The organism is Flavisolibacter ginsengiterrae DSM 18136 (assembly GCF_059568575.1).
Map to the genome: position 1 here is coordinate 23,628 of NZ_JCANTR010000007.1, position 19,273 is coordinate 42,900.

Annotated in this window: 14 protein-coding genes, 1 tRNA gene and 1 riboswitch; of the genes, 6 read left to right on the forward strand and 9 right to left on the reverse strand. The window is 41.2% G+C overall.

Annotated elements, in window-relative coordinates; translation table 11 throughout:
• Positions 1-46: 46 nt before the first annotated feature.
• Both BP74_RS09005 and BP74_RS09010 read right to left on the reverse strand, forming a co-directional pair.
• Positions 47-1,366 (reverse strand): O-acetylhomoserine aminocarboxypropyltransferase/cysteine synthase family protein, encoded by a 1,320-nt coding sequence (locus BP74_RS09005; RefSeq protein ID WP_496373250.1) that lies wholly within the window; start codon positions 1,364-1,366, stop codon positions 47-49.
• A 198-nt stretch (positions 1,367-1,564) separates the two neighbouring features.
• Positions 1,565-2,758, reverse strand: coding sequence for a trans-sulfuration enzyme family protein (locus BP74_RS09010; protein ID WP_496373252.1), 1,194 nt, complete (start codon positions 2,756-2,758; stop codon positions 1,565-1,567).
• 180 nt (positions 2,759-2,938) lie between these two features.
• Positions 2,939-3,075, reverse strand: a riboswitch (SAM riboswitch).
• 213 nt (positions 3,076-3,288) lie between these two features.
• Between BP74_RS09010 and BP74_RS09015 the strand changes: the two genes are divergently transcribed.
• Positions 3,289-4,587 carry a DUF2130 domain-containing protein gene (locus BP74_RS09015; RefSeq protein WP_496373254.1) on the forward strand — a complete coding sequence of 433 codons (1,299 nt, stop codon included), beginning with the start codon at positions 3,289-3,291 and terminating at the stop codon, positions 4,585-4,587.
• Positions 4,588-4,643: 56 nt separating this feature from the next.
• On the opposite strand, the gene BP74_RS09020 is transcribed toward BP74_RS09015, so the two are convergent.
• Positions 4,644-5,270, reverse strand: coding sequence for a 4'-phosphopantetheinyl transferase family protein (locus BP74_RS09020; protein ID WP_496373256.1), 627 nt, complete (start codon positions 5,268-5,270; stop codon positions 4,644-4,646).
• A 70-nt stretch (positions 5,271-5,340) separates the two neighbouring features.
• On the opposite strand from BP74_RS09020, the gene dcd reads away from it, so the two are divergent.
• The gene (gene dcd / locus BP74_RS09025) at positions 5,341-5,877 is read left to right on the forward strand and encodes a dCTP deaminase (protein WP_496373258.1); all 537 of its coding nucleotides are present in this window, start codon (positions 5,341-5,343) and stop codon (positions 5,875-5,877) included.
• 254 nt (positions 5,878-6,131) lie between these two features.
• Here dcd and BP74_RS09030 read toward each other — a convergent pair whose 3' ends face one another.
• Both BP74_RS09030 and BP74_RS09035 read right to left on the reverse strand, forming a co-directional pair.
• Complete coding sequence (locus tag BP74_RS09030; protein ID WP_496373260.1) at positions 6,132-6,734, reverse strand: hypothetical protein; 603 nt, start codon at positions 6,732-6,734, stop codon at positions 6,132-6,134.
• 561 nt (positions 6,735-7,295) lie between these two features.
• Entirely contained in the window at positions 7,296-8,387 is a 1,092-nt protein-coding gene (locus BP74_RS09035) for a DUF3810 domain-containing protein (protein ID WP_496373262.1), read from the reverse strand.
• A 123-nt stretch (positions 8,388-8,510) separates the two neighbouring features.
• Between BP74_RS09035 and BP74_RS09040 the strand changes: the two genes are divergently transcribed.
• The 4 genes from BP74_RS09040 to BP74_RS09055 all read left to right on the forward strand — a co-directional run bounded on the left by BP74_RS09040 (position 8,511) and on the right by BP74_RS09055 (position 10,600).
• Positions 8,511-9,080 (forward strand): YceD family protein, encoded by a 570-nt coding sequence (locus tag BP74_RS09040; RefSeq protein WP_496373264.1) that lies wholly within the window; start codon positions 8,511-8,513, stop codon positions 9,078-9,080.
• A gap of 177 nt (positions 9,081-9,257) precedes the next feature.
• Positions 9,258-9,452, forward strand: coding sequence for a 50S ribosomal protein L32 (gene rpmF / locus BP74_RS09045; RefSeq protein WP_072835336.1), 195 nt, complete (start codon positions 9,258-9,260; stop codon positions 9,450-9,452).
• Positions 9,453-9,523: 71 nt separating this feature from the next.
• Complete coding sequence (plsX, locus tag BP74_RS09050; protein ID WP_496373266.1) at positions 9,524-10,459, forward strand: phosphate acyltransferase PlsX; 936 nt, start codon at positions 9,524-9,526, stop codon at positions 10,457-10,459.
• Between the two features lie 68 nt (positions 10,460-10,527).
• Positions 10,528-10,600 (forward strand) — tRNA-Lys (locus BP74_RS09055).
• A 323-nt stretch (positions 10,601-10,923) separates the two neighbouring features.
• Here BP74_RS09055 and BP74_RS09060 read toward each other — a convergent pair.
• From BP74_RS09060 to BP74_RS09075, 4 genes are all read right to left on the reverse strand, one after another.
• Complete coding sequence (locus tag BP74_RS09060) at positions 10,924-12,360, reverse strand: pyridoxal phosphate-dependent decarboxylase family protein (RefSeq protein ID WP_496373268.1); 1,437 nt, start codon at positions 12,358-12,360, stop codon at positions 10,924-10,926.
• Between the two features lie 400 nt (positions 12,361-12,760).
• Positions 12,761-14,089, reverse strand: coding sequence for an alpha-L-fucosidase (locus BP74_RS09065; RefSeq protein WP_496373270.1), 1,329 nt, complete (start codon positions 14,087-14,089; stop codon positions 12,761-12,763).
• A gap of 77 nt (positions 14,090-14,166) precedes the next feature.
• Positions 14,167-17,094 carry a GH92 family glycosyl hydrolase gene (locus tag BP74_RS09070; RefSeq protein WP_496373272.1) on the reverse strand — a complete coding sequence of 976 codons (2,928 nt, stop codon included), beginning with the start codon at positions 17,092-17,094 and terminating at the stop codon, positions 14,167-14,169.
• A 201-nt stretch (positions 17,095-17,295) separates the two neighbouring features.
• The gene (locus BP74_RS09075) at positions 17,296-19,257 is read right to left on the reverse strand and encodes a SusD/RagB family nutrient-binding outer membrane lipoprotein (RefSeq protein ID WP_496373274.1); all 1,962 of its coding nucleotides are present in this window, start codon (positions 19,255-19,257) and stop codon (positions 17,296-17,298) included.
• Positions 19,258-19,273: the final 16 nt, after the last annotated feature.

Here is a 19,273-nt window from a genome sequence, read left to right on the forward strand (position 1 = left end):
AAGCAGGATGCTTTTATTGCATCCTGCTTATGATTGTAATGAATGATCAGGCCAGTTCTTTTGAAAATACTTTTTGAAATGCCTGCTCCAGGTCGGCCTTGATATCTTCAATATGTTCCAGGCCCACACTGATGCGCACCTGGTTGGGCGCCACTCCTGCCCTTTTCTGCTCTTCTTCACTTAATTGTTCATGTGTGGTAGAAGCCGGATGAATGGCCAACGTTTTAGCATCACCCACATTTGCCAGGTGGCTTACCAGTTTCAGGCTGTCGATGAATTGGTTTGCTTTTTCCTTTTCGCCTTTCACACCAAAGTTTAAAATACCACCGTATCCATTTGGAAGGTATTTTTTAGCCAGCTCGTAATACGGACTACTTTTCAAACCCGGGTATTCTACAAATTCAACCAGTGGATGTTGTTCCAGCCATTCAGCCAGGGCCTGCGTGTTCTGTATATGCCTTTCCAAACGAAGAGATAGTGTTTCAAGGCCTTGTAACAGAAGGAAAGAGTTAAAAGGGCTCTGGCTGGTTCCAAAATCACGTAATCCTTCCACCCTTGCCCGAATGGCAAAAGCAATATTCGGCAAACCAAGAGGATTACCTTCTCCAAAGATGTCCCAGAATTTCAGTCCATGATAACCTTCCGATGGCTCAGTGAATTGGGGAAATTTTCCATTGCCCCAGTTATAATTACCTCCATCAACAATAACACCTCCAATGGAAGTGCCATGACCACCAATCCATTTGGTAGCACTTTCCACTACAATATTGGCACCCCATTCCAGTGGTTTGAATAAATAGCCTCCTGCTCCAAACGTGTTATCAACGATCAGTGGCAGGTCATACTCTTTAGCCAGGTCTGCAAATTTTTGAAAGTCAGGAATGTTCAACCTGGGATTTCCAATCGTCTCCAGGTAAATGGCCTTGGTATTTTTATCCATCAACGGAACAAAGCTTTCCACATCATCACCATTGGCAAAACGTGCTTCTATGCCCAGGCGTTTGAAAGATACCTTGAACTGGTTGTAGGTACCTCCATACAAATAAGTTGTGGTAATGAAGTTATCACCCGATTGCAGAATATTTGTAAGAGCCAGGAATTGCGCGGCTTGTCCCGAACTGGTAGCCAGTGCTGCTACACCGCCTTCTAAAGCAGCTATGCGCTTTTCAAATACATCGGTGGTGGGGTTCATTATACGCGTATAGATATTGCCAAATTCTTTCAGTCCAAAAAGATTGGCTGCATGTGCTGCATTTTTAAATCCATAAGAAGTGGTTTGGTAAATAGGCACAGCTCTTGAATTGGTTGTAGGATCAATTTCCTGGCCGGCATGAAGTTGAAGTGTTTCGAAGCGTAAGTTGCTCATAACTGTAAGTTTTTTGTGAAGCAGGTGATGAATAAATAAGTAGCGTCAGGGGGTAAAGCCAAAAGGCCATAGATTATAGTATGCCTTGCGGCATACAACACATACAACAAGCTAGGGTAAGCTTGCTTTCATTTATCCTGGTATGTGTTAATGAGTTCATGTAGACACTACAAATTTATAATAAACGTTTTTTGATAATTAAATGGCTATTTGCTTTTTTTCTGTTAAAGAATGAATCTCTGCAGTATCATTCAGCTGGGATAAAGCTTGTTCCAGGTCTGCAATAAGATCCTCTGCATCTTCGAGACCCACAGATAACCGCACCAAACTATCTGATACGCCAGCTGCTCTTCTTTTTTCTGCAGGAATGGATTTGTGGGTCATGTTTGCCGGGTGACATAAAAGACTTTTAACCCCACCCAGGCTTTCTGCCAGCTTGAATAATTTTGTTGAGGTTACCAATTGCACCGCAGCTTTATCCGTATCATTTTTTAAACTAAAAGAAACAATTCCTCCGAATCCTTTTGCCTGTTGTTTGGCAATCTCATGGTTAACATGACCAGGCAACCCGGGATAAAAAACTTTATCAACTAATGGGTGTTGTTCCAGGTACTCCGCTATTAGTTGAGCATTGGCACAATGTTGCTTTATGCGCAGCGGTAAAGTTTCAATACCGCGGATCACCAGCCAGCTATCAAATGGGGAAAGTATAGCACCACTGGCATTTTGAATGAACCGGATCTTTTCTCCCAACTCCTTTTCTTTTGTAACCACTAATCCTGCAATAAGGTCGCTGTGGCCTCCAAGGTATTTGGTGGCTGAGTGAACTACAATATCAGCTCCCAGTGAAAGAGGTTTTTGTAAGGCGGGTGAAGCAAAAGTGTTATCCACGCAAAGCCAACACCCTGAAGATTTTGCTATGCTGGCGATGGCTGCAATATCAGCGATCTTTAGTGTGGGATTGGTAGGTGTTTCTATCCATATCAATTTTGTTTTTGGTGTAATGGCATCAAAAACATTTTCAGCTTTTGTAGCATCAACATAATTTACCGTAATACCAAATTTTTGATATACCTGGGTAAATAACCTGAAAGCACCTCCATAAATATCATCCACCGCCAAAATCTCATCACCGGTTTGCAACAACTTTACAACGGCATCAATAGCAGCTAACCCACTTCCGAAAGCTGCACCAACCTGGCCTTCTTCCAGGTGTGCGATCAGGTCTTCCAGTGCGGTGCGGGTGGGATTACCGCTTCGTGCATAATCATAACCTTTATTCACGCCAGGAGCTTCCTGGATAAATGTTGATGTCTGGTAGATCGGAACAGAAATAGCTCCGGTTAGTGGGTCTACTGGAATGCTGTGAACGATGTCTGTTATATTACTCATCTCTTTGGTTTTGTCCCCGCAGGGAGATTAGTTAATTTGTAAAGAAGGACTTACCAGGAAAGAGAGGAATATTTTTTATCGGTAAAGCTTTTAAGTGCCTTGTGGGCACAAAAAAAGCTCTCCCGATAGATCAGAAGAGCTTTCAATATTTTACAGTAGTAAATTTTAAAGCTATTATCTGACTTATCTGTCACGCAATCGTCCTGCGTGATGGAGTTGGCACCTTATTCTATTTTCTTTCAAACAGGTTGAATGAAAATCAGAACAGGTTGTCAAGGCTTCAAAGGGCCATATCCCTCAGCCTTTCTTGATAAGTAAATTAAAAAAGAACTGCGGCAAAGATAATAGTGAATATTTCTAACAAGCAAATTTTTTTTAAAAGCGCCATTATGTAAAGAGGTTCAATTTGAAATCTGATTACCTGAATGCACCAGGGCATGGACAATTTGCATTGCATTCAATTACCTTGATTTTTCCCCAAAATGCTAAATGTTTTAGGAACTACCGTTAATTTGTAAAAAAATACCAGGATGTCAGCCAATCATATAAAGTGCCCTAATTGCGGGAATGAATTTGACGTACAGGAAGTGCTTTCTGCAGATGCCGAACAAAAGATCAGGCAGGAATATGAAAAACAGCTTCAACAATCGCGAAACCAGGTAAGTCTTGAAAAGAAAAAGCTGGAAGAAGATCAAAAATTGTTTGAAGAAAAACGAAAGAAAGAAAATGAACTGTTCCAGCAAAAACTACAGGTAGAAAAACAAAAACTGGAAACAGAGATCCAGCAGCAATTGCGCAAAAGTATCGCCGCTGATTTTGAAAACCAGCTACGGTTGCTTCAACAAAGCGCCAGGGATAGCGAAGAGAAATTGAAAACTGCCAGGCTGAAAGAGATGGAATATTTACAAATGGAAGAAGCGCTGAAAACAAAAGAGCAGGAGATTGAGCTGGAAGCCAAACGCGCCATGCAAAAAGAAAGGGAACGTCTTTCCGAAGAGATCCGCAAAATGGAAGCGCAAAAAAATGAAGTGAGAGAACATGAGTACCAGCTTAAACTAAAAGAGCTGGAAAAACAACTGGATGATCAGCGCAAGCTGGCAGATGAAATGAAGCGTAAAGCAGAACAGGGTTCAATGCAATTACAGGGAGAAGTACAGGAATTGTTGCTGGAAGAAATATTGAAGGATCATTTTCCTTTTGATAGTATTGGTGAAGTAGGCAAAGGCGTTGAAGGGGCAGACTGCATACAGATGGTTCGAAATCAGCTGGGACAAGATTGCGGTAAGATCATTTTTGAAAGCAAGCGCACCAAGTCTTTCAATCAGGGATGGATAGAAAAGCTAAAAGCTGACATGCGCAACAAACAAGCCGATGTAGCTATTCTCGTTACCCAGGCATACCCCAAAGAAATGACCTGCTTCGGGGAGAAAGATGGTATTTGGATTTGTTCCTTCAGCGAGGTATTAGCGCTAACGAATGCATTGCGACATACAATCATACGGATTGCAGAAACAAAGAAAGCTGAAGAAAATAAGGGCGAGAAAATGCACATGCTCTATGGCTATCTTACGGGTATTGAATTTCGCCAGCAAATAGAAACTATTGTAGAGGGATTTCTTTCCATGAAAAATTCTATTACCAAAGAAAGAATACAAATGGAAAAGATCTGGAAGGAACGCGAAAAACAATTGGAAAGAGTATTGTTAAGTACTTCCGGCATGTATGGCTCCATTAAAGGGATAGCAGGTGCATCTATCGGTAATATTCCATTATTGGAAGATGGAATTGAAGAAGAAGAGGAAACAGACCCGAAATTGATTTTGAAATAATTGGGGTAGTACAGAGAAATAACTTAGTGTCTAAATGCCTGTGGTGGCCGCTGCATTCAAAACCCTGTGCTGACCCATGCAAGGCAAAGGTCCTTGAATAAACTATATTGAAGGGAGAGATCAAACGTTTCTTTTTCAATGAAACAGGCATTTATAGAACCCGCGTCACTGAGGCCGGGGGGCGATAACCTGATCTGGTCGCTAAAATCAACATTACCATAGGACCACCATTTAAAAACTGCCTCTTTGCATGACCACATCAGGGTCAGGGGTATAATATGGTCCATATCCTGGGCTTGTAACAATTCCAATTCCTCGCTGTGAAGGAACTTATGCTTGATGCGTTCTACTTTATGGGAAGGGATCTCAATGTCAACTCCTACCCTGCAATTTTCACTGACAATGACTGCAGCAAAATCTCCGCAATGCGAAATAGAAAAGTGAAAGGCCTCATTTTCAAGAAATGGTTTCCGGGTATCGGCAATGCGTATCAATTCCAGGGGAAATGCAGGAAATAAATATTTCAATAACCACCTGCCTGCCAGGTGCTGCAAGCGCTTATGTGGATGGGTAATTTCACGCTGGAGGGGCACGGCTTTTAAAAAGAACGCTTCCGGTTCTTCTAACTTCCAAATGGCCAGCCTGGTGGATTTATCAATATCCTGTTGAAAAAAAATGGGCATCGTTTCAAAAATCGCAAGTATTTTGCCTGAGCCAAAATTCAAACATAAATAGCCAAAATTCAAAATATTCATGATCCTTTCTGATTCACGCATCCTGGAAGAGATAGAAAAAGGAACTATAAAGCTGGAACCATACCACCGGGATTGCCTGGGCAGCAACAGTTATGACGTACATCTTGGACGCTACCTCGCAACCTACAGGGAGCATATTTTAGATGCTAAAAAACACAATGAGATCGAGCATTTTGAAATACCCGAAGAAGGCTTTGTTTTATATCCTCACATTTTTTACCTGGGCGTAACCGAAGAATATACAGAGACACATGCCCATGTACCCTTCCTGGAAGGCAAATCATCAACCGGGCGCCTTGGAATCGATATACACGCCACAGCAGGTAAAGGCGATGTAGGCTTCTGTGGACACTGGACACTGGAGATATCTGTAAAGCAACCCGTAAAGGTTTACCGCGGCATGCCTGTAGGTCAATTGATCTACTTCCCTGTTGATGGTGAAATATTGGTCAGCTACAACCAGAAAGCCAACGCCAAATACAGCGGCCAGCCTAATACACCCGTGGAGAGTATGATGTGGAAGAATAAGTTCTGAAGTAATTCTTAATTAGAAAAAGTAAAATCATAGTTGACAAGTTAACAAGTTGAAAGGTTGACAAGCAAAAGGGTTGACAGGTTAAAAAGTTGACAAGGAGAATCTACAACCCTGACCGTTTTGTTTTGAATGTAAAGCCTGCAACCAATAACACCCTGCAAACTAACCAGTCGTTTGACCCAAGTATAACTGCAAATAATAGTTCTGTTTGACCTGAAAAACTACAAACTACAAATTACAAACTACAAACTTCCTTAAGCAGCATGTTTAAGGAGAAAGAATGGTATCTGGTAGTTGGGAGGAAAATCTCCCTCAAACCTGATGGTCCAGTCATAATCATCCATGTATAATTGTAAGTACTCGGTGTCTTCTGCACTCAGGGGTGCTTTCACTGTTATCTCCAGCTTGTTCTTCATCTTCTTTACCTTTTGGGGCTTTGGCTCTTTGAGCCTTCCTGCCAGCTCCTGTTCAAAGGAAGAGAGCAAAAGGATAAACTGCTCATTGGTTAAGGAAGTACGCTTTTGTTCAGTAAGGAAGGTATGCAGGGCTGTGAATACCCCTGGTTTATCCATTCCCTGCTTTAAACAGACAATGGCAATGGTCCTTACCTGTTTAAACAACTGCCTGTACCTTCTTTTAACCGGTACAAAACGGTAGATGATGGAGGACATGATATTGCCTGTACCAAACCTTTCAGCGCTTCTGCGGCTTCCTTCAAAGGCAGGATCCTTCCAGAAGCGCTTACTGCTTACACCCGGAAGCATTCTTGCCAAAAAGCCCCATTCCGGGTCATAATAAAAGTTCGTGTCACCATCCACGGTTCCTGTTGCTGTAATGTATCCGACTTGCTTTGCCATGTGATATTGGTTTTATAGCTGCAAGTTTTTGAAAATCCCTCTCAGTTCAAAACCCCTATGTCCGTTTTGGCCGTTTTTGACCGATTTGACCGGTAATGTCCGCTTTTGACCGCATTGACCGTTTTTGTCCGTTTTCCTCTCTAATCAATTGATCCTTACTTCTTTTTCCCTCCCTGAACATTGAGCATTGAGCGTTGCTCATTGAGCATTCTTCCTCCTTCAACCTATGCCAGAACCGCTATAAACAATGCCTCTCCAATCTAACCCCACTTCATCATTCGTTATTCCTTGTTCATCTGTTCGATATTCCCACCCTTCTTCCTATCTACAGTATACCAACGTCCTGGCTGCAGTATAGCTACGGTATAGATACTGCGTGATCACCACGCAGTATCTATACCGCAGGTAGGGAGTAGATAGGGGGCAGCTATACATCAGCCCGGGAGCAGATATATTTGAGAGCCGAAGTAAGGCAAGGAATATTCAATGGAAATACCCATTAAAATCTAATCTGGTGAACAGGGAGGAATAAATAGGGTTATTGAGCTATAATGAATGAAATCATAGTGCCTGGCTGCCATATTTTTTCATGTAAGCGATTAACCAGGCCACCACTTCGTTGTATGTTGCCTTTCCTTTTGGCTGGTTATTCATCTTCAGGTAGCTATCATAAAAATCTGACATAAAGGGCTCCACAACGTTGCGGCTGTTATAAATATATTCCAGGTAGGTCCTGTAGTCTTTTTTGAATTGAGGATGCACAGCCAGGCGAAGCTCTTTAAAGCGGGTAGTGTCAAAACGTACCAGTTCCCTGGTGGCATAGGTGTACACATCGTAATAGGCAGAATAGCGGAATTCAATATTGTTTGATTCCCTGCCAGCAAGGAAAGCTACCATATTGGCTTCATTTTCTTTAGCATAACCTAATTGGTGGGCTATTTCATGACAAAGAATAAAGGGTTTTACAAATACCGGCACCGTGGTCTTAACCTGTGCTTCACCGGAAAAAGGATTATAATAACCTGTAAAGCCAAAGAATTGTCCTACATGGGAATAGAGTGAACCTTTTATGGAAGAAGGCTGGTAGCTTAAGTAGGGATATTGTATTCTGACCTTTTTATAGACCTCCACTCCTTCCCTGAACAAAATGGAATTATTATCCAGTTGAAGCCTTTCCAGGGAGTCTACTTGCCCTGCATACTCATTTAACCTGGTTTGCAACGCAGCAGCCAGCTCATAAACATCATTTGCTGTATAGGTTTGAACCTGCAATCCTAACTGGTGTGCAATGCCTTCCCGGTTATAATTCAAACCCCAGAACAAATTAAAAACGATATAGATCCATAAAACCAGCCTGACATATTTACGGAAAAGCACCCTTGAAAGATATTCTTTCAGTTCTCTTTTGGCCAGCAGGCTAATGAACTTCCAGGCCTTCCAAACCAGCCAGATAAATGCTACCAGGTAAAGTATGTCACCAATACTTATCGGAATCCAGCCAAACACAGTTCTTAATATGCGGGAAATCCAGGGATAAAATCCATAAGTATAGTATTGTTCAACAAAAGCCTCATTTAAAGAAAATAGCTTGATAGCAATGGCCAGAAAGAGAAGTAATAGTAATTTTCGGTCCCTTAGTAGACTTTTCAGCATGTTTTTATAGGCAGATTCGTTAAAATCTTTGGGCAAAATACTGCTTTTCAGCCTATTTCCTTTACCTTTGCGACCCTGAAATAAATCCCGGCAGTTAGCGGGAGTGGTCATAAAATCTGGAACATGAGTAACAGGAGGGAATACGAGATTGCTTTTGTGGGTTTGAAACCAGGCATTCATGAATTCAGTTATGAAATTTCAGACAGGTTCTTTGAAGATTATGGGGTTCAGGATTTCCTACAGGTGAAGGCCCAGGTAAAATTAAAGCTGGAAAAGAATAACAGCTTTTTGATCCTACGCTTTGATATAGGCGGTAAGGCTGATGTGACCTGCGACCGTTGTAACAACGAGCTTCCGCTACAGTTGTTTGATGAGTTTACAGTTACAGTGAAAATGGTGGAAGAACCTGAATTGATGAATGAACAGGAAGAAGATCCTGATGTTTATTACATTTCACGTGGCGAAAGCCATATATATGTGAAAGACTGGATCTATGAATTCATTAACCTTAGCATACCGATGCAAAAGACCTGCGAATATGAGAATATGGACGGTCCTTATTGCAACCCGGCTGCCAGGGAACTGCTGAACGGGCTAAAGCCCAGGGAAGCCCCCAAAGAAAATCCTTTATGGAAAGGATTGGAAAAATTCAAATCGCCACCCACAGGTGAAGGCACAGGAAAAGAGAATTGACCTGGAAGCCGTGACCGGATGGATGTGATAAAAATGAAAGAGTATTGGCTCTGGAGTAATCGAAAGAGCAAATGGTTGAATAAACTTGTTGCAGTACAAGTGAGTGAGACAAGGACTTGTGAGGAAAGTACAAAAGCTGGTATTAAAAAAATTTTTGAACGCTTTTAATTATTAGTTATGCCAAATCCCAAACGCAGACATTCGCAGCAAAGAAGTGCCAAGCGTAGAACACATTATAAGGCTGTAGCAGCTACTCTTACTACAGATAAAGCTACCGGCGAAACACATGTACGTCACCGTGCACATGTAAGTGAAGGTAAATTGTACTACAAAGGACAAGTAGTTGCAGAAACCTCCCCTATTAAGAAGTAATCGAAATCTTTTTTACAGAATCCATCTTCCGCTGATTGGCGGGAGCATGGATTTTTTATTTTTGGATACGAATGAAGATAGGAATTGACATGATGGGTGGCGATTTCGCCCCTCTTGAAGCTATTAAGGGCATTCAATACTATATAGAGGAAGGCAATGCGCACCTGGTTTTGATTGGTGATGAAGACAAGATCAATCCACTGCTGACTGAATATACAATCCCTGAAAAAAATTATACTGTGGTGCATGCACCACAGGTGATTGGTATGCATGAGCATCCTACCAAGGCATTGAAAGAAAAACAACAGTCATCCATAGCCGTGGGATTTCATTTACTGGCATCGGGCAAGATGGATGCTTTTATCAGTGCAGGTAATACCGGTGCCATGCTGGTGGGATCCTTATACTCCCTTAAACCGATTGAAGGTGTATTAAGGCCTACTATCTCTACAATCATCCCTAAAGAGAATGGCAGCACTGGCCTTTTGCTGGATGTGGGATTAAACTCCGACTGTAAACCCGAGCAGCTGAACCAGTTTGCAGTAATGGGCTCAGTATATGCACAGCAAATCTTAGGCATAGAAAATCCACGTGTAGCATTATTGAATATTGGTGAAGAAGAAGGCAAGGGCAATTTACTGGCACAGGCTACCTATCCCCTGCTGAAGGAAAACAAGCACATCAATTTCATAGGCAATGTGGAAGGGCGTGACGTGTTGATCGATAAAGCTGATATCATTGTATGTGATGGTTTCTCCGGTAATATCATTTTAAAGCTGGCAGAAAGTTTATTTGAGATAACAGGTCGCAAGGAAATTCACCATGAATATTTTGACCGTTTCAATTTTGAAAATTATGGTGGCACCCCTGTACTTGGAATTTCCAAACCAGTGATCATAGGTCATGGCATCAGCAAGGGCAAGGCATTTAAAAATATGATCGTTGTGGCACAAAAGATGATTGAGAAAGATGTGATGCAGAAATTGCAAACAGAGTTAATTAATTAAAAATTAAAAGCAAGATTTTTTGGCAGCAATACTCAACCCCCTTATTTTTGCACTCCCAATTACGAAATGATCTCGTAGCTCAGTTGGTAGAGCAATACACTTTTAATGTATGGGCCCTGGGTTCGAGTCCCAGCGGGATCACAAACAACAGATCAAATCTGTAAAGAGTCGCTTAGAATGAAAATTTTAAGCGGCTTTTTTGCTTTTAGTAGTATTGGTGAATAACCAAGATCTTCTATTTCTCAGTGTCAACCAGGTTAGCATTAAGGTTTTTAAAATTGCATACCTAACATCACTGTCTCCTTATTTATCACTGCGAATAAAGTATTGGCACATACCTTCTCAATAATGCTTCCCTTGAATTGCAAGCTATTCCCAACTTTATAGAAAGTGAGGTAATACAATTTTATGAATAGATAATAACAACAGCTCTTAAAAAAAGAATTGAGAAATTGGGAAACGGATTAACGAACAATTTTTTCAATGTTTTCCCGGATCATTTGCAATGTCAAACTGACTTCTTCAAGGTGTGTACGATGACTGACCACAGCACAACGCAACCAAAGTTTCCCCTCAATTCTTGTAGAAGAAAGAAACACCCTTCCATCTGCATGAATGGCTTCTATCAATCGTTGGTTAAGCTGGTTATCGTTGTCACCTGGATAGCGGAAAATGACAACCGTTAGATCAGGGAATGGTCCTGTTTCAAATCCCAGCTTTTTAATTTCTGTATAGAAATGGCGGATGAGCAGTAGTTTCTCCTGCAGGCAGGCTTTAAAAGGTGCGAGGCCATGAAGCTGAAGTGGAAGCCACATGCGTAACCCGCGATTGGGCCGGGTCAATTCAATCCCTGTGTCCGCAGGACTTATATCTTCTATACCTTCTGTGTCAGTTAAATATGATGCCTTCGATGAATTGGATGCCAGCAACCGGCTACCATCTTTTAGCAAAACCGCACCAGAACCAAATGGAAGGAACAAGGTTTTATGTGGGTCAAGCACTACTGAGTCACTTCGCTCAATGCCTTTTAGCTTATCCTTAATTTCATCATTCAGCATAAAAAAGCCGCCATAGGCCGCATCAACATGAAACCATGTCCCAAATTGTTCGCTTAGGTTAGCCATTGCATCCAGGAGGTCAATTGCACCTGTATCGGTCGTTCCTGCAGATGCTACCACCAGGAATGGCTTTAACCCTGCTTCCTGGTCTTTGGCTAGTTGTTGTTCAAGCTTTACTATGTCAACCCGGTAATTATCAGTGAGTGGAATTATTCGCTGCACTGCTTCGTGGAGTCCTGTAATATGCAATGCCTTGTACACGCTGTGGTGTGTTTGCTGGCCATAATAGATTACAGAGGTTCTAACATTGGTGGAATTGATATTATGAAAATCCCTGGCTGCTTTGACTGCAATGAGGTTAGCAATGGAACCGCCTGAGGTCAGGTGACCAAAGGCTTGCCCAGTATAACCGATAATGCTGGTTAGCCAGTGGATTACCTGGTTTTCGATTTTAACTGATCCCGGGCCGGAGAATGCTATTCCTGAATATTTGTTGGCAATGTCTCCAAGCAAGTCAGCCAGTGCACTGGCCCATAGTCCACCACCGGGAATAAAGCCTAAATGTTTTCCAGAAGCGCTAGAGATGCCTGAGACATCAACCTCTGTTCGTAAAACCTCCAGGATAGTTTCAATAGGTTTTGCATTTTCTTCAATCTTTATGGAAGAGAGCCGTTGAAAGTCACTATATCCAAAGCCAGGCAGTTGCGGTAGCTCATTCAGGAATTGATTGGCGTAATCAAATGCCTGTTTCCATGCTGCCAAGCGAAATTGCTCTTCTGGATCTAATGAGCGCGAATTTTTCTCAAGCCTGATTACATCCTGCAAATCTTCATTTGAATTCATTCTTGTCCGGTTGTCAAAAGTTAAAAAATGAGTTTAGAAAAAATGGCGCTCAGGAAATCTAATGAAAAGCTTTCGGTTCATTTTATTGACAGTAAATCTTTAACCCCGAAGCTTTTTCCTGGTAATGTAAAGTGAAAATAAAGTCTCTTGATAAATAAATGAATCTTTACAAATTGATTTTAATCATCTATCGATATTTTCAGCTACTGACTGTAGAGAAATGATTGATCATCTTTAAGATTATAAAAGTTACCTGGCAATTTATATTGTGCCTTATATAAAAAGCAATTTTTCAAGCCCTAATCATTTAAATAAATAAAATGACATGGCTAATACGGGAATAATTGTATATTTTTTAAATGCAGGAACTGGAATTGTATTTATCATTATTCCTCTATATTTAATTCAAGCCTCCCTGCCCCCTGTATAATTTTACCGGTCCTTCCAATTTTATTTTCAGAACCGTCATATAAGGATCTTTATATTTTTCCGGCACATTAATAAATACAATGCCCGGCACGGGACTCCATGAAATCTTACCAACAACTTTATGTGATAGAGTTTGCCCTGAGCCCAACACCTGGATATGTTGAATCTTATTGCTTAGCCCTTTGATCATAACATTGCCAGTAGTTCCACCAGGTAAGAACAGATACAAAGAGGCGGAATCTTTTGATAAAGTAGTAGGTCCGTAAAAATGTCCCTGGGGTAACCCTGGCAAAGTGCCAAAGATTGCTTCTTCATGTTTCTTATTCCAGTTTCCTAATTCTTTCAAAACTGCAACTTCCTGTGCAGGTATCGTACCATCGGCCTTTGGGCCTATATCTAATAAAAGATTGCCCCCGTTACTCACAACATCTGCGAACAATGAAATAATTTCAAATGGCGTTTTCCATGCTGAATCCTTCGGCTGGTATCCCCAGCTATTATTGATGGTCATACAAAGTTCCCACCATCTGTATTTTGGACGACTTACCGGGAAATTTTGTTCGGGTGTTTCATAGTCACCATAGCCCTGAAGGCGGCCGTTAATGATTGCGGAGGGATTCTGTTGTAAAATGCTGCTTCGCAGCTTTGCACTTTCCCATTCTTCAGCACTGTGCTCCCAGTCGCCATCAAACCACCACAGGTCAGGCCTGAATGAAGTATTGACCTCGTTGATCTGTGCCTGCACAAAATTTCTGAATCTATGCCAACGATTTGGATCTTCAGCGATCTTGTATCTACTACTATCTTTTAAAAATCCGGTATAATCCGGATGGCTCCAGTCAATCAATGAAAAGTAGGCTCCACGTTTAATTCCCTGTTTGTCCAGCGCTTTATAAAAAGCCAGTAACACATCTTTTTTTGCGGGAGTATTGTCAGCTATATTAAAATGATCTTGCTTTGTTGGCCACAATGCAACCCCGTCATGGTGCTTGGTAGTAATCACAGCATACCTGGCCCCGGCTTCTTTGATCAGCGCTGCCCATTCTTCAGGTTGATAATGGTTTGCAGTAAAGCCTTTTAATTGTTTCATGTAGTCATCATAACTGATCTCTTTATTATAAAAACTCCAGCTTTCGCCAATACCTTTTACGGAATAGATGCCCCAATGAATGAAGATCCCAAGTTTGGCATCCTGAAACCATTGCATTTTCTTTTCAATAGCATCAGGGTTAGTGTTTACCTGAGAAAATGAAGTTGCATATAACAGGAGAAAGAAACATACAAAGAAATATCGCTTCATAACTGTTCTTCTAAAAATTGAATGAAAATATTGGCATGTTTGACTGTAAAGAGCCAAGGCGTACAGTTTTATATTGATTATTTTATGATCACTTCATCAATGAATATATGTGTTGGCTGACCTGCACTTTCATGCCAGGAAGGTAATACACCACCATTTTTTGCTGTTACTTTTACAAAGCGACCTACGGCATCTACCGGCCCACCCAATTCCTGTACCACCGGTCCTTTTTCATCCATAGAAATTTTATTCTCAATCCTTGTCAAGGGTTGAAAAGTTTGTCCATCATTACTGATCTCGAACTGCACTTCTTTGGGAAAAACGATCCAGGGACTTACATCCTGCAGGACATGAACTCCAACATGCTTCACCGGTCTTATTTTTTGCAGATCGATGACTGCTACGAAATCCTTTGCAAAATAACTTTGCCATTCACCGGTCTTCCAGTTACTTGTCCCGGTTATTCCATCAATCAACGCTTCTTTTCCTCCAGCAGTATACATTGGATTAACCTGACTTTCAACGCTTACAGTCCTATCGGAAGGAACTTTGTAAAAAGTTTGTGTAACTATAGCTGATCTCACACCATCTTTTTCTGCATAGAAATCAACATTGCAGGTATTACTTACTGTAAAAGTCTTTGTATACCGAACGAAATTGGCTGGCTGTATATTTTTATCTTTTATGCGGTAATAAATAATGGCGTCTTTATCCAATGCCTTCATTGCAACCGTCAGGGTTGTTTTGAATTTATTAGTACTCATATCGAAAAAGGGAACAGCTACAAATCCTTTAGCATTAACAGAAGAATGTGGCATGTCCTGCACCCTCACTCCTCTTGTGGTATCTGGCTGGTTGTTCATTTCAAAAACCAGGGTGCCCCCTTTAGCAATTTCTGAATGATTGATAAAGGTGGAAGGATGCGATTTGCCATTCAGCAAAACATTTTTTACATAAAAATTAGTGGCAGTTCTGTTCTTTGCTTTTATGGAAAAGGTTTTACCATTTTCCATATGGATATTTACCTCATCAAACAATGGGGTACCCAGGGAATAGATACCGCTGCCAGGTGTAACTTCATATATTCCCATTGCACTTAATACATACCAGGCACTCATTTGGCCACAGTCCTCATTTCCAATTAAACCATCAGGACTATTGGTGTAAAACTCTGTACAGATCTTGTGTATCAACTGTTGTGTGCGCCATGGCTTACCCTCATAATTAAAAAGATAGGCCATATGGTGACTGGGTTCATTGCCCTGGGCATACTGGCCAATCAATCCTGTAACATCGGCCTGGTCACGACCACTAAGATTTTCTGATGTGGTAAATAATTCATCCAGCTTATCAGCAAAATGCTGTCTTCCTCCATGCAGCTGGATCAATCCATCAATATCCTGCTGGGCAGTAAAAGAGTAATGCCAGGAGTTCCCTTCGGTATAAAAATTATTTACCTCAGTAGCATTGAAAGGTGAATACCAAAAACCCTGCACTTTGCCGCGGATGTGACCTGTGGAAGGATCAAATAAATTTTTATAGTTCTGTGATCTTGATAAATATCTCCTAGAGACTGAATCATTACCCAACCATTTAGCAAATTGTGCAATGCACCAATCATCATAAGCATATTCCACGGTCTTTGATGCACTTTCATGGTCTTTGTCATTACTTACAAATCCAAAATCCTGGTATTCATGTAAACCAAAGCGGTTACTTTCTGCGTAATCAGTCATTGCTTTTAATGCCAGTTGCTGGTCAAAATCCCGAATACCTTTTTGATATGCATCAACTATTACAGGCACTGAATGATAACCAATCATGCAAAAGGTCTCATTACCACTCAGTTCCCAAACAGGCAACATACCCCCATACTGGTATTGTGCTAAAAAAGTATTGATCCAGTCATTCGTGCGCCTGCGGTTGATAATGGTCATCAGTGGGTGCAAGGCACGATGGGTATCCCATAGAGAAAATACACTGTAATTAGTAAAATTATTTGCCTGGTGGATCTTTTGATCAGTGCCGCGGTATTGGCCATTAACATCAGTATAAGTATTGGGTGCTAAACAGGCATGGTATAATGCTGTATAAAATATAGTTTGCTGATCTGTGTTCCTGTCCTTTATTTCAATTTTCCCCAGTTCTTTGTTCCAGGCCTTTTCCGCGTTAGTTTTTATTTGCTGAAAATCCCAGTTAATGATTTCAGCCTCGAGGTTAAGTTTTGCATTTTCCATGCTTACACCTGAGATGCCAATCTTCACATGAATTTTTTTATCAACAGGCAAGTCAAATCCAAAATAAGCTTTGATGTTTTTTCCATTTGCGGTTTTCAGGTCCTTTTGCAAAGTATCATTTACTGCAATGCCATATTCTTTGACGGGCTTTTCAAACTTCATAAAAAAGAACACAGATTGATCGGCAGCCCATGACCTGCTTCGCCTCATGCCCCGTACTTCATAAGCGTTAACCAGTTCAATTGATGACTCCAATACCTCATCACGGTGTTGAAGGTCCAATAAAACTTTACCTTCTTTACTATCTACAGGAAAGGTGTATTCATGGATGCCAGCACGTGTAGCAGTTGTCAAAGCCGCCCTGATCTTGTTCTTCTCCAACAAAACTTCGTAATAACCGGCATGCGCCTTTTCTGTTTTATGAGAGAACGGAGATGCATATTCCTTATTCTTCCATTTCACTTCCCCTGCAAAAGGCATTAACAGGATATCACAATAATCGGCAATACCAGTGCCGCTCAGATGTGTATGTGAAAAACCATAGATCAGGGAATCGGAATAATGGTAACCGCTGCATCCATCCCAGCCTTCCAATCTTGTATCAGGGCTTAGTTGCATCATGCCAAATGGCATGCTTGCACCCGGATAAGTGTGCCCATGTCCACCAGTACCAATAAAAGGATTGACCAATAAAGCATAATTTTTTTGGGATTTGGCATTAGTTGCAAATAAGAGAAATACCACAATAAAAAGTCGACACCGTATCATATAAAATCAATTTGCCTATTAATAAAATTTAGCATTGAAAACTATATCTCAATTACTGCCCTAAAAGTCTATTATATCCTCCAGGAAACTTCCCGATTATCCTATCCAATTGCTCTAAAAAAGATATGGGAATTTTGAAAATAGCCCCTATGGAAATAGGGGCTATGAAAATACAAGCACTGCTATATGAGAAACTGACTACTATTTTTGAGCCCACCATAATGGAGTAAGCACTTCATCTGTACCACCCAATGCATCTACCGCCTGGTTATAACCATTTACATTACTATTTTTCAAACCAGAAGGATATTTCATTCTTTGCGGGAAGAACTGAACCTGGCTGGTCATATAATTACTGCTGTTAAGTTTAGGGAGTGTTTGTATAGGACCTTCCAACACCACATTTTCAAAAAATGGTAACCCAAGGCGCCGATGGTCATTCCATGTTTCCAATGGCAGCCAGGGCGTCTGTGCTATAAACTTTTGAGTTATAATTTTTGTAAGCTTGTCATTTCTAACTGTTCCGTTTTTATATAAATTGTTTACAGGATATGCAATGGTGGCTGTTCCGGGAGCCCCGGTTATTCCATCAACATAATTCATTACATGGCTATCGCCAGGTTCTGCAGTATGGGTCCAGCTGACAGAAGTACCCACCCTGTTATAATCTGTTGAGGCAATGTAAGAACCCAGGTAGGATGAAACTCCCCAATATTCAAAGCTTTTTGCAATACCGGTTTCATACGAAGTTTGCCCATCGACAGGAGTTGTCCAACCTCTTACGGCAGCTTCAGCCAACAGGAAATACGTTTCCCAGGGGCCAAAGAATACCCTTTTTGCATTTTGCGTTCTGAATTGATTTTTCAACGAGGGAGACATGCCGGTAGAAGCACCAATATCCTGTCCCTGGAAAAGTGTATTATGCCAGTCACCCTTGATACCCCAGTTACCATCCGGTGTAGGATTCCAGGTGAATTTACCGTCAATGGTTTTTATCACTGTTCCACTTGCATCTTTTACCTTACCGGTTGTGTTAGCAGTAACTGCGCCGCATGTACCATTAGGGAAGGAAGGATCACTGCTATTTCCTGGCATATAAAAAATCTGGTAAGACCTGGGGTCTATAGTATTTGGTAAGCCATCTAACCAATAAGCTGCAAATGGATTGTTTGTTTTGGAGGTTAATTGTACCGGATAATATTGACCTGCATAGTCTGCCGGTTTAATATTAGCAACAGCAGCAGCCTGTCCCTGCGGGTCTTTAACCACAGTAGGAATTTGCTGTTGTGATGTAACGCTGCCAAGGTTTACCACAAGGTTATTGAAAGTTACGGCCTCAGGTAACTGATACCAGCAACGGGAATACATTCCTGAAAGATCATCCCAACCTGATTTCTCCTGTACCTGGAAGATCTGTGATGCATTGGTAAGCAGATTTCCTTTAGCGGCATCTTCAAATTCAGCCCGGGCTTTTGTTGCATCCACTTCCGATAAACGCATGGCTAGTCTCATCCTCAAAGAATTACCATAGGCCTGCCATTTGGAAAAATTAAATTCATAGGCAGGATCTTCTTTTGTAACATCTGAGGGAAGAGAGGTGATGGAAAGATCCAGTTTTGCAGTGGCATCTTTTAATTCAGAAAGGATGAAATAATAAACATTCTTAACATCCTTAAATTCAGGGTTCACACCCTGGAATGCCTCGATGGGCATGGGACCGAAATTATCACTCATTTCGCTAAGCAGGTATCCTCTCCATATCCGGGCAACCTGCATTAAATTATTTGTATAATTTTTATTGGTACCGGCAGCTATTTGCTGTTTAGCAACATCTATGGCGCTGTTTATATAGTTCAAAGCACCGGATTGGTTATTATAATACGCTGAGATCCATCCATCGTTATAATCGGCCCATGAAAAGGTTGCACCGTCCGCATCGCTGATCTGGTGGCCTGCCGGAACCCAGTAAAGCACAAACGTTCGTTCGGATGCATCCGGGTTCATTTGCGCATGAATAATGGAGTTATCAATAAAATACTCCACCTGCACCTGGTCTTTACTGGCCGCTACAGGGTTTGTATTGATGTCTGTTATTTTCTTGCATGAAGAAAACACCAGAGCAGGTATGATTAGTAAGGCTATTTTTCTAACTATATGTTTCATGACTGTTTGAATTAAA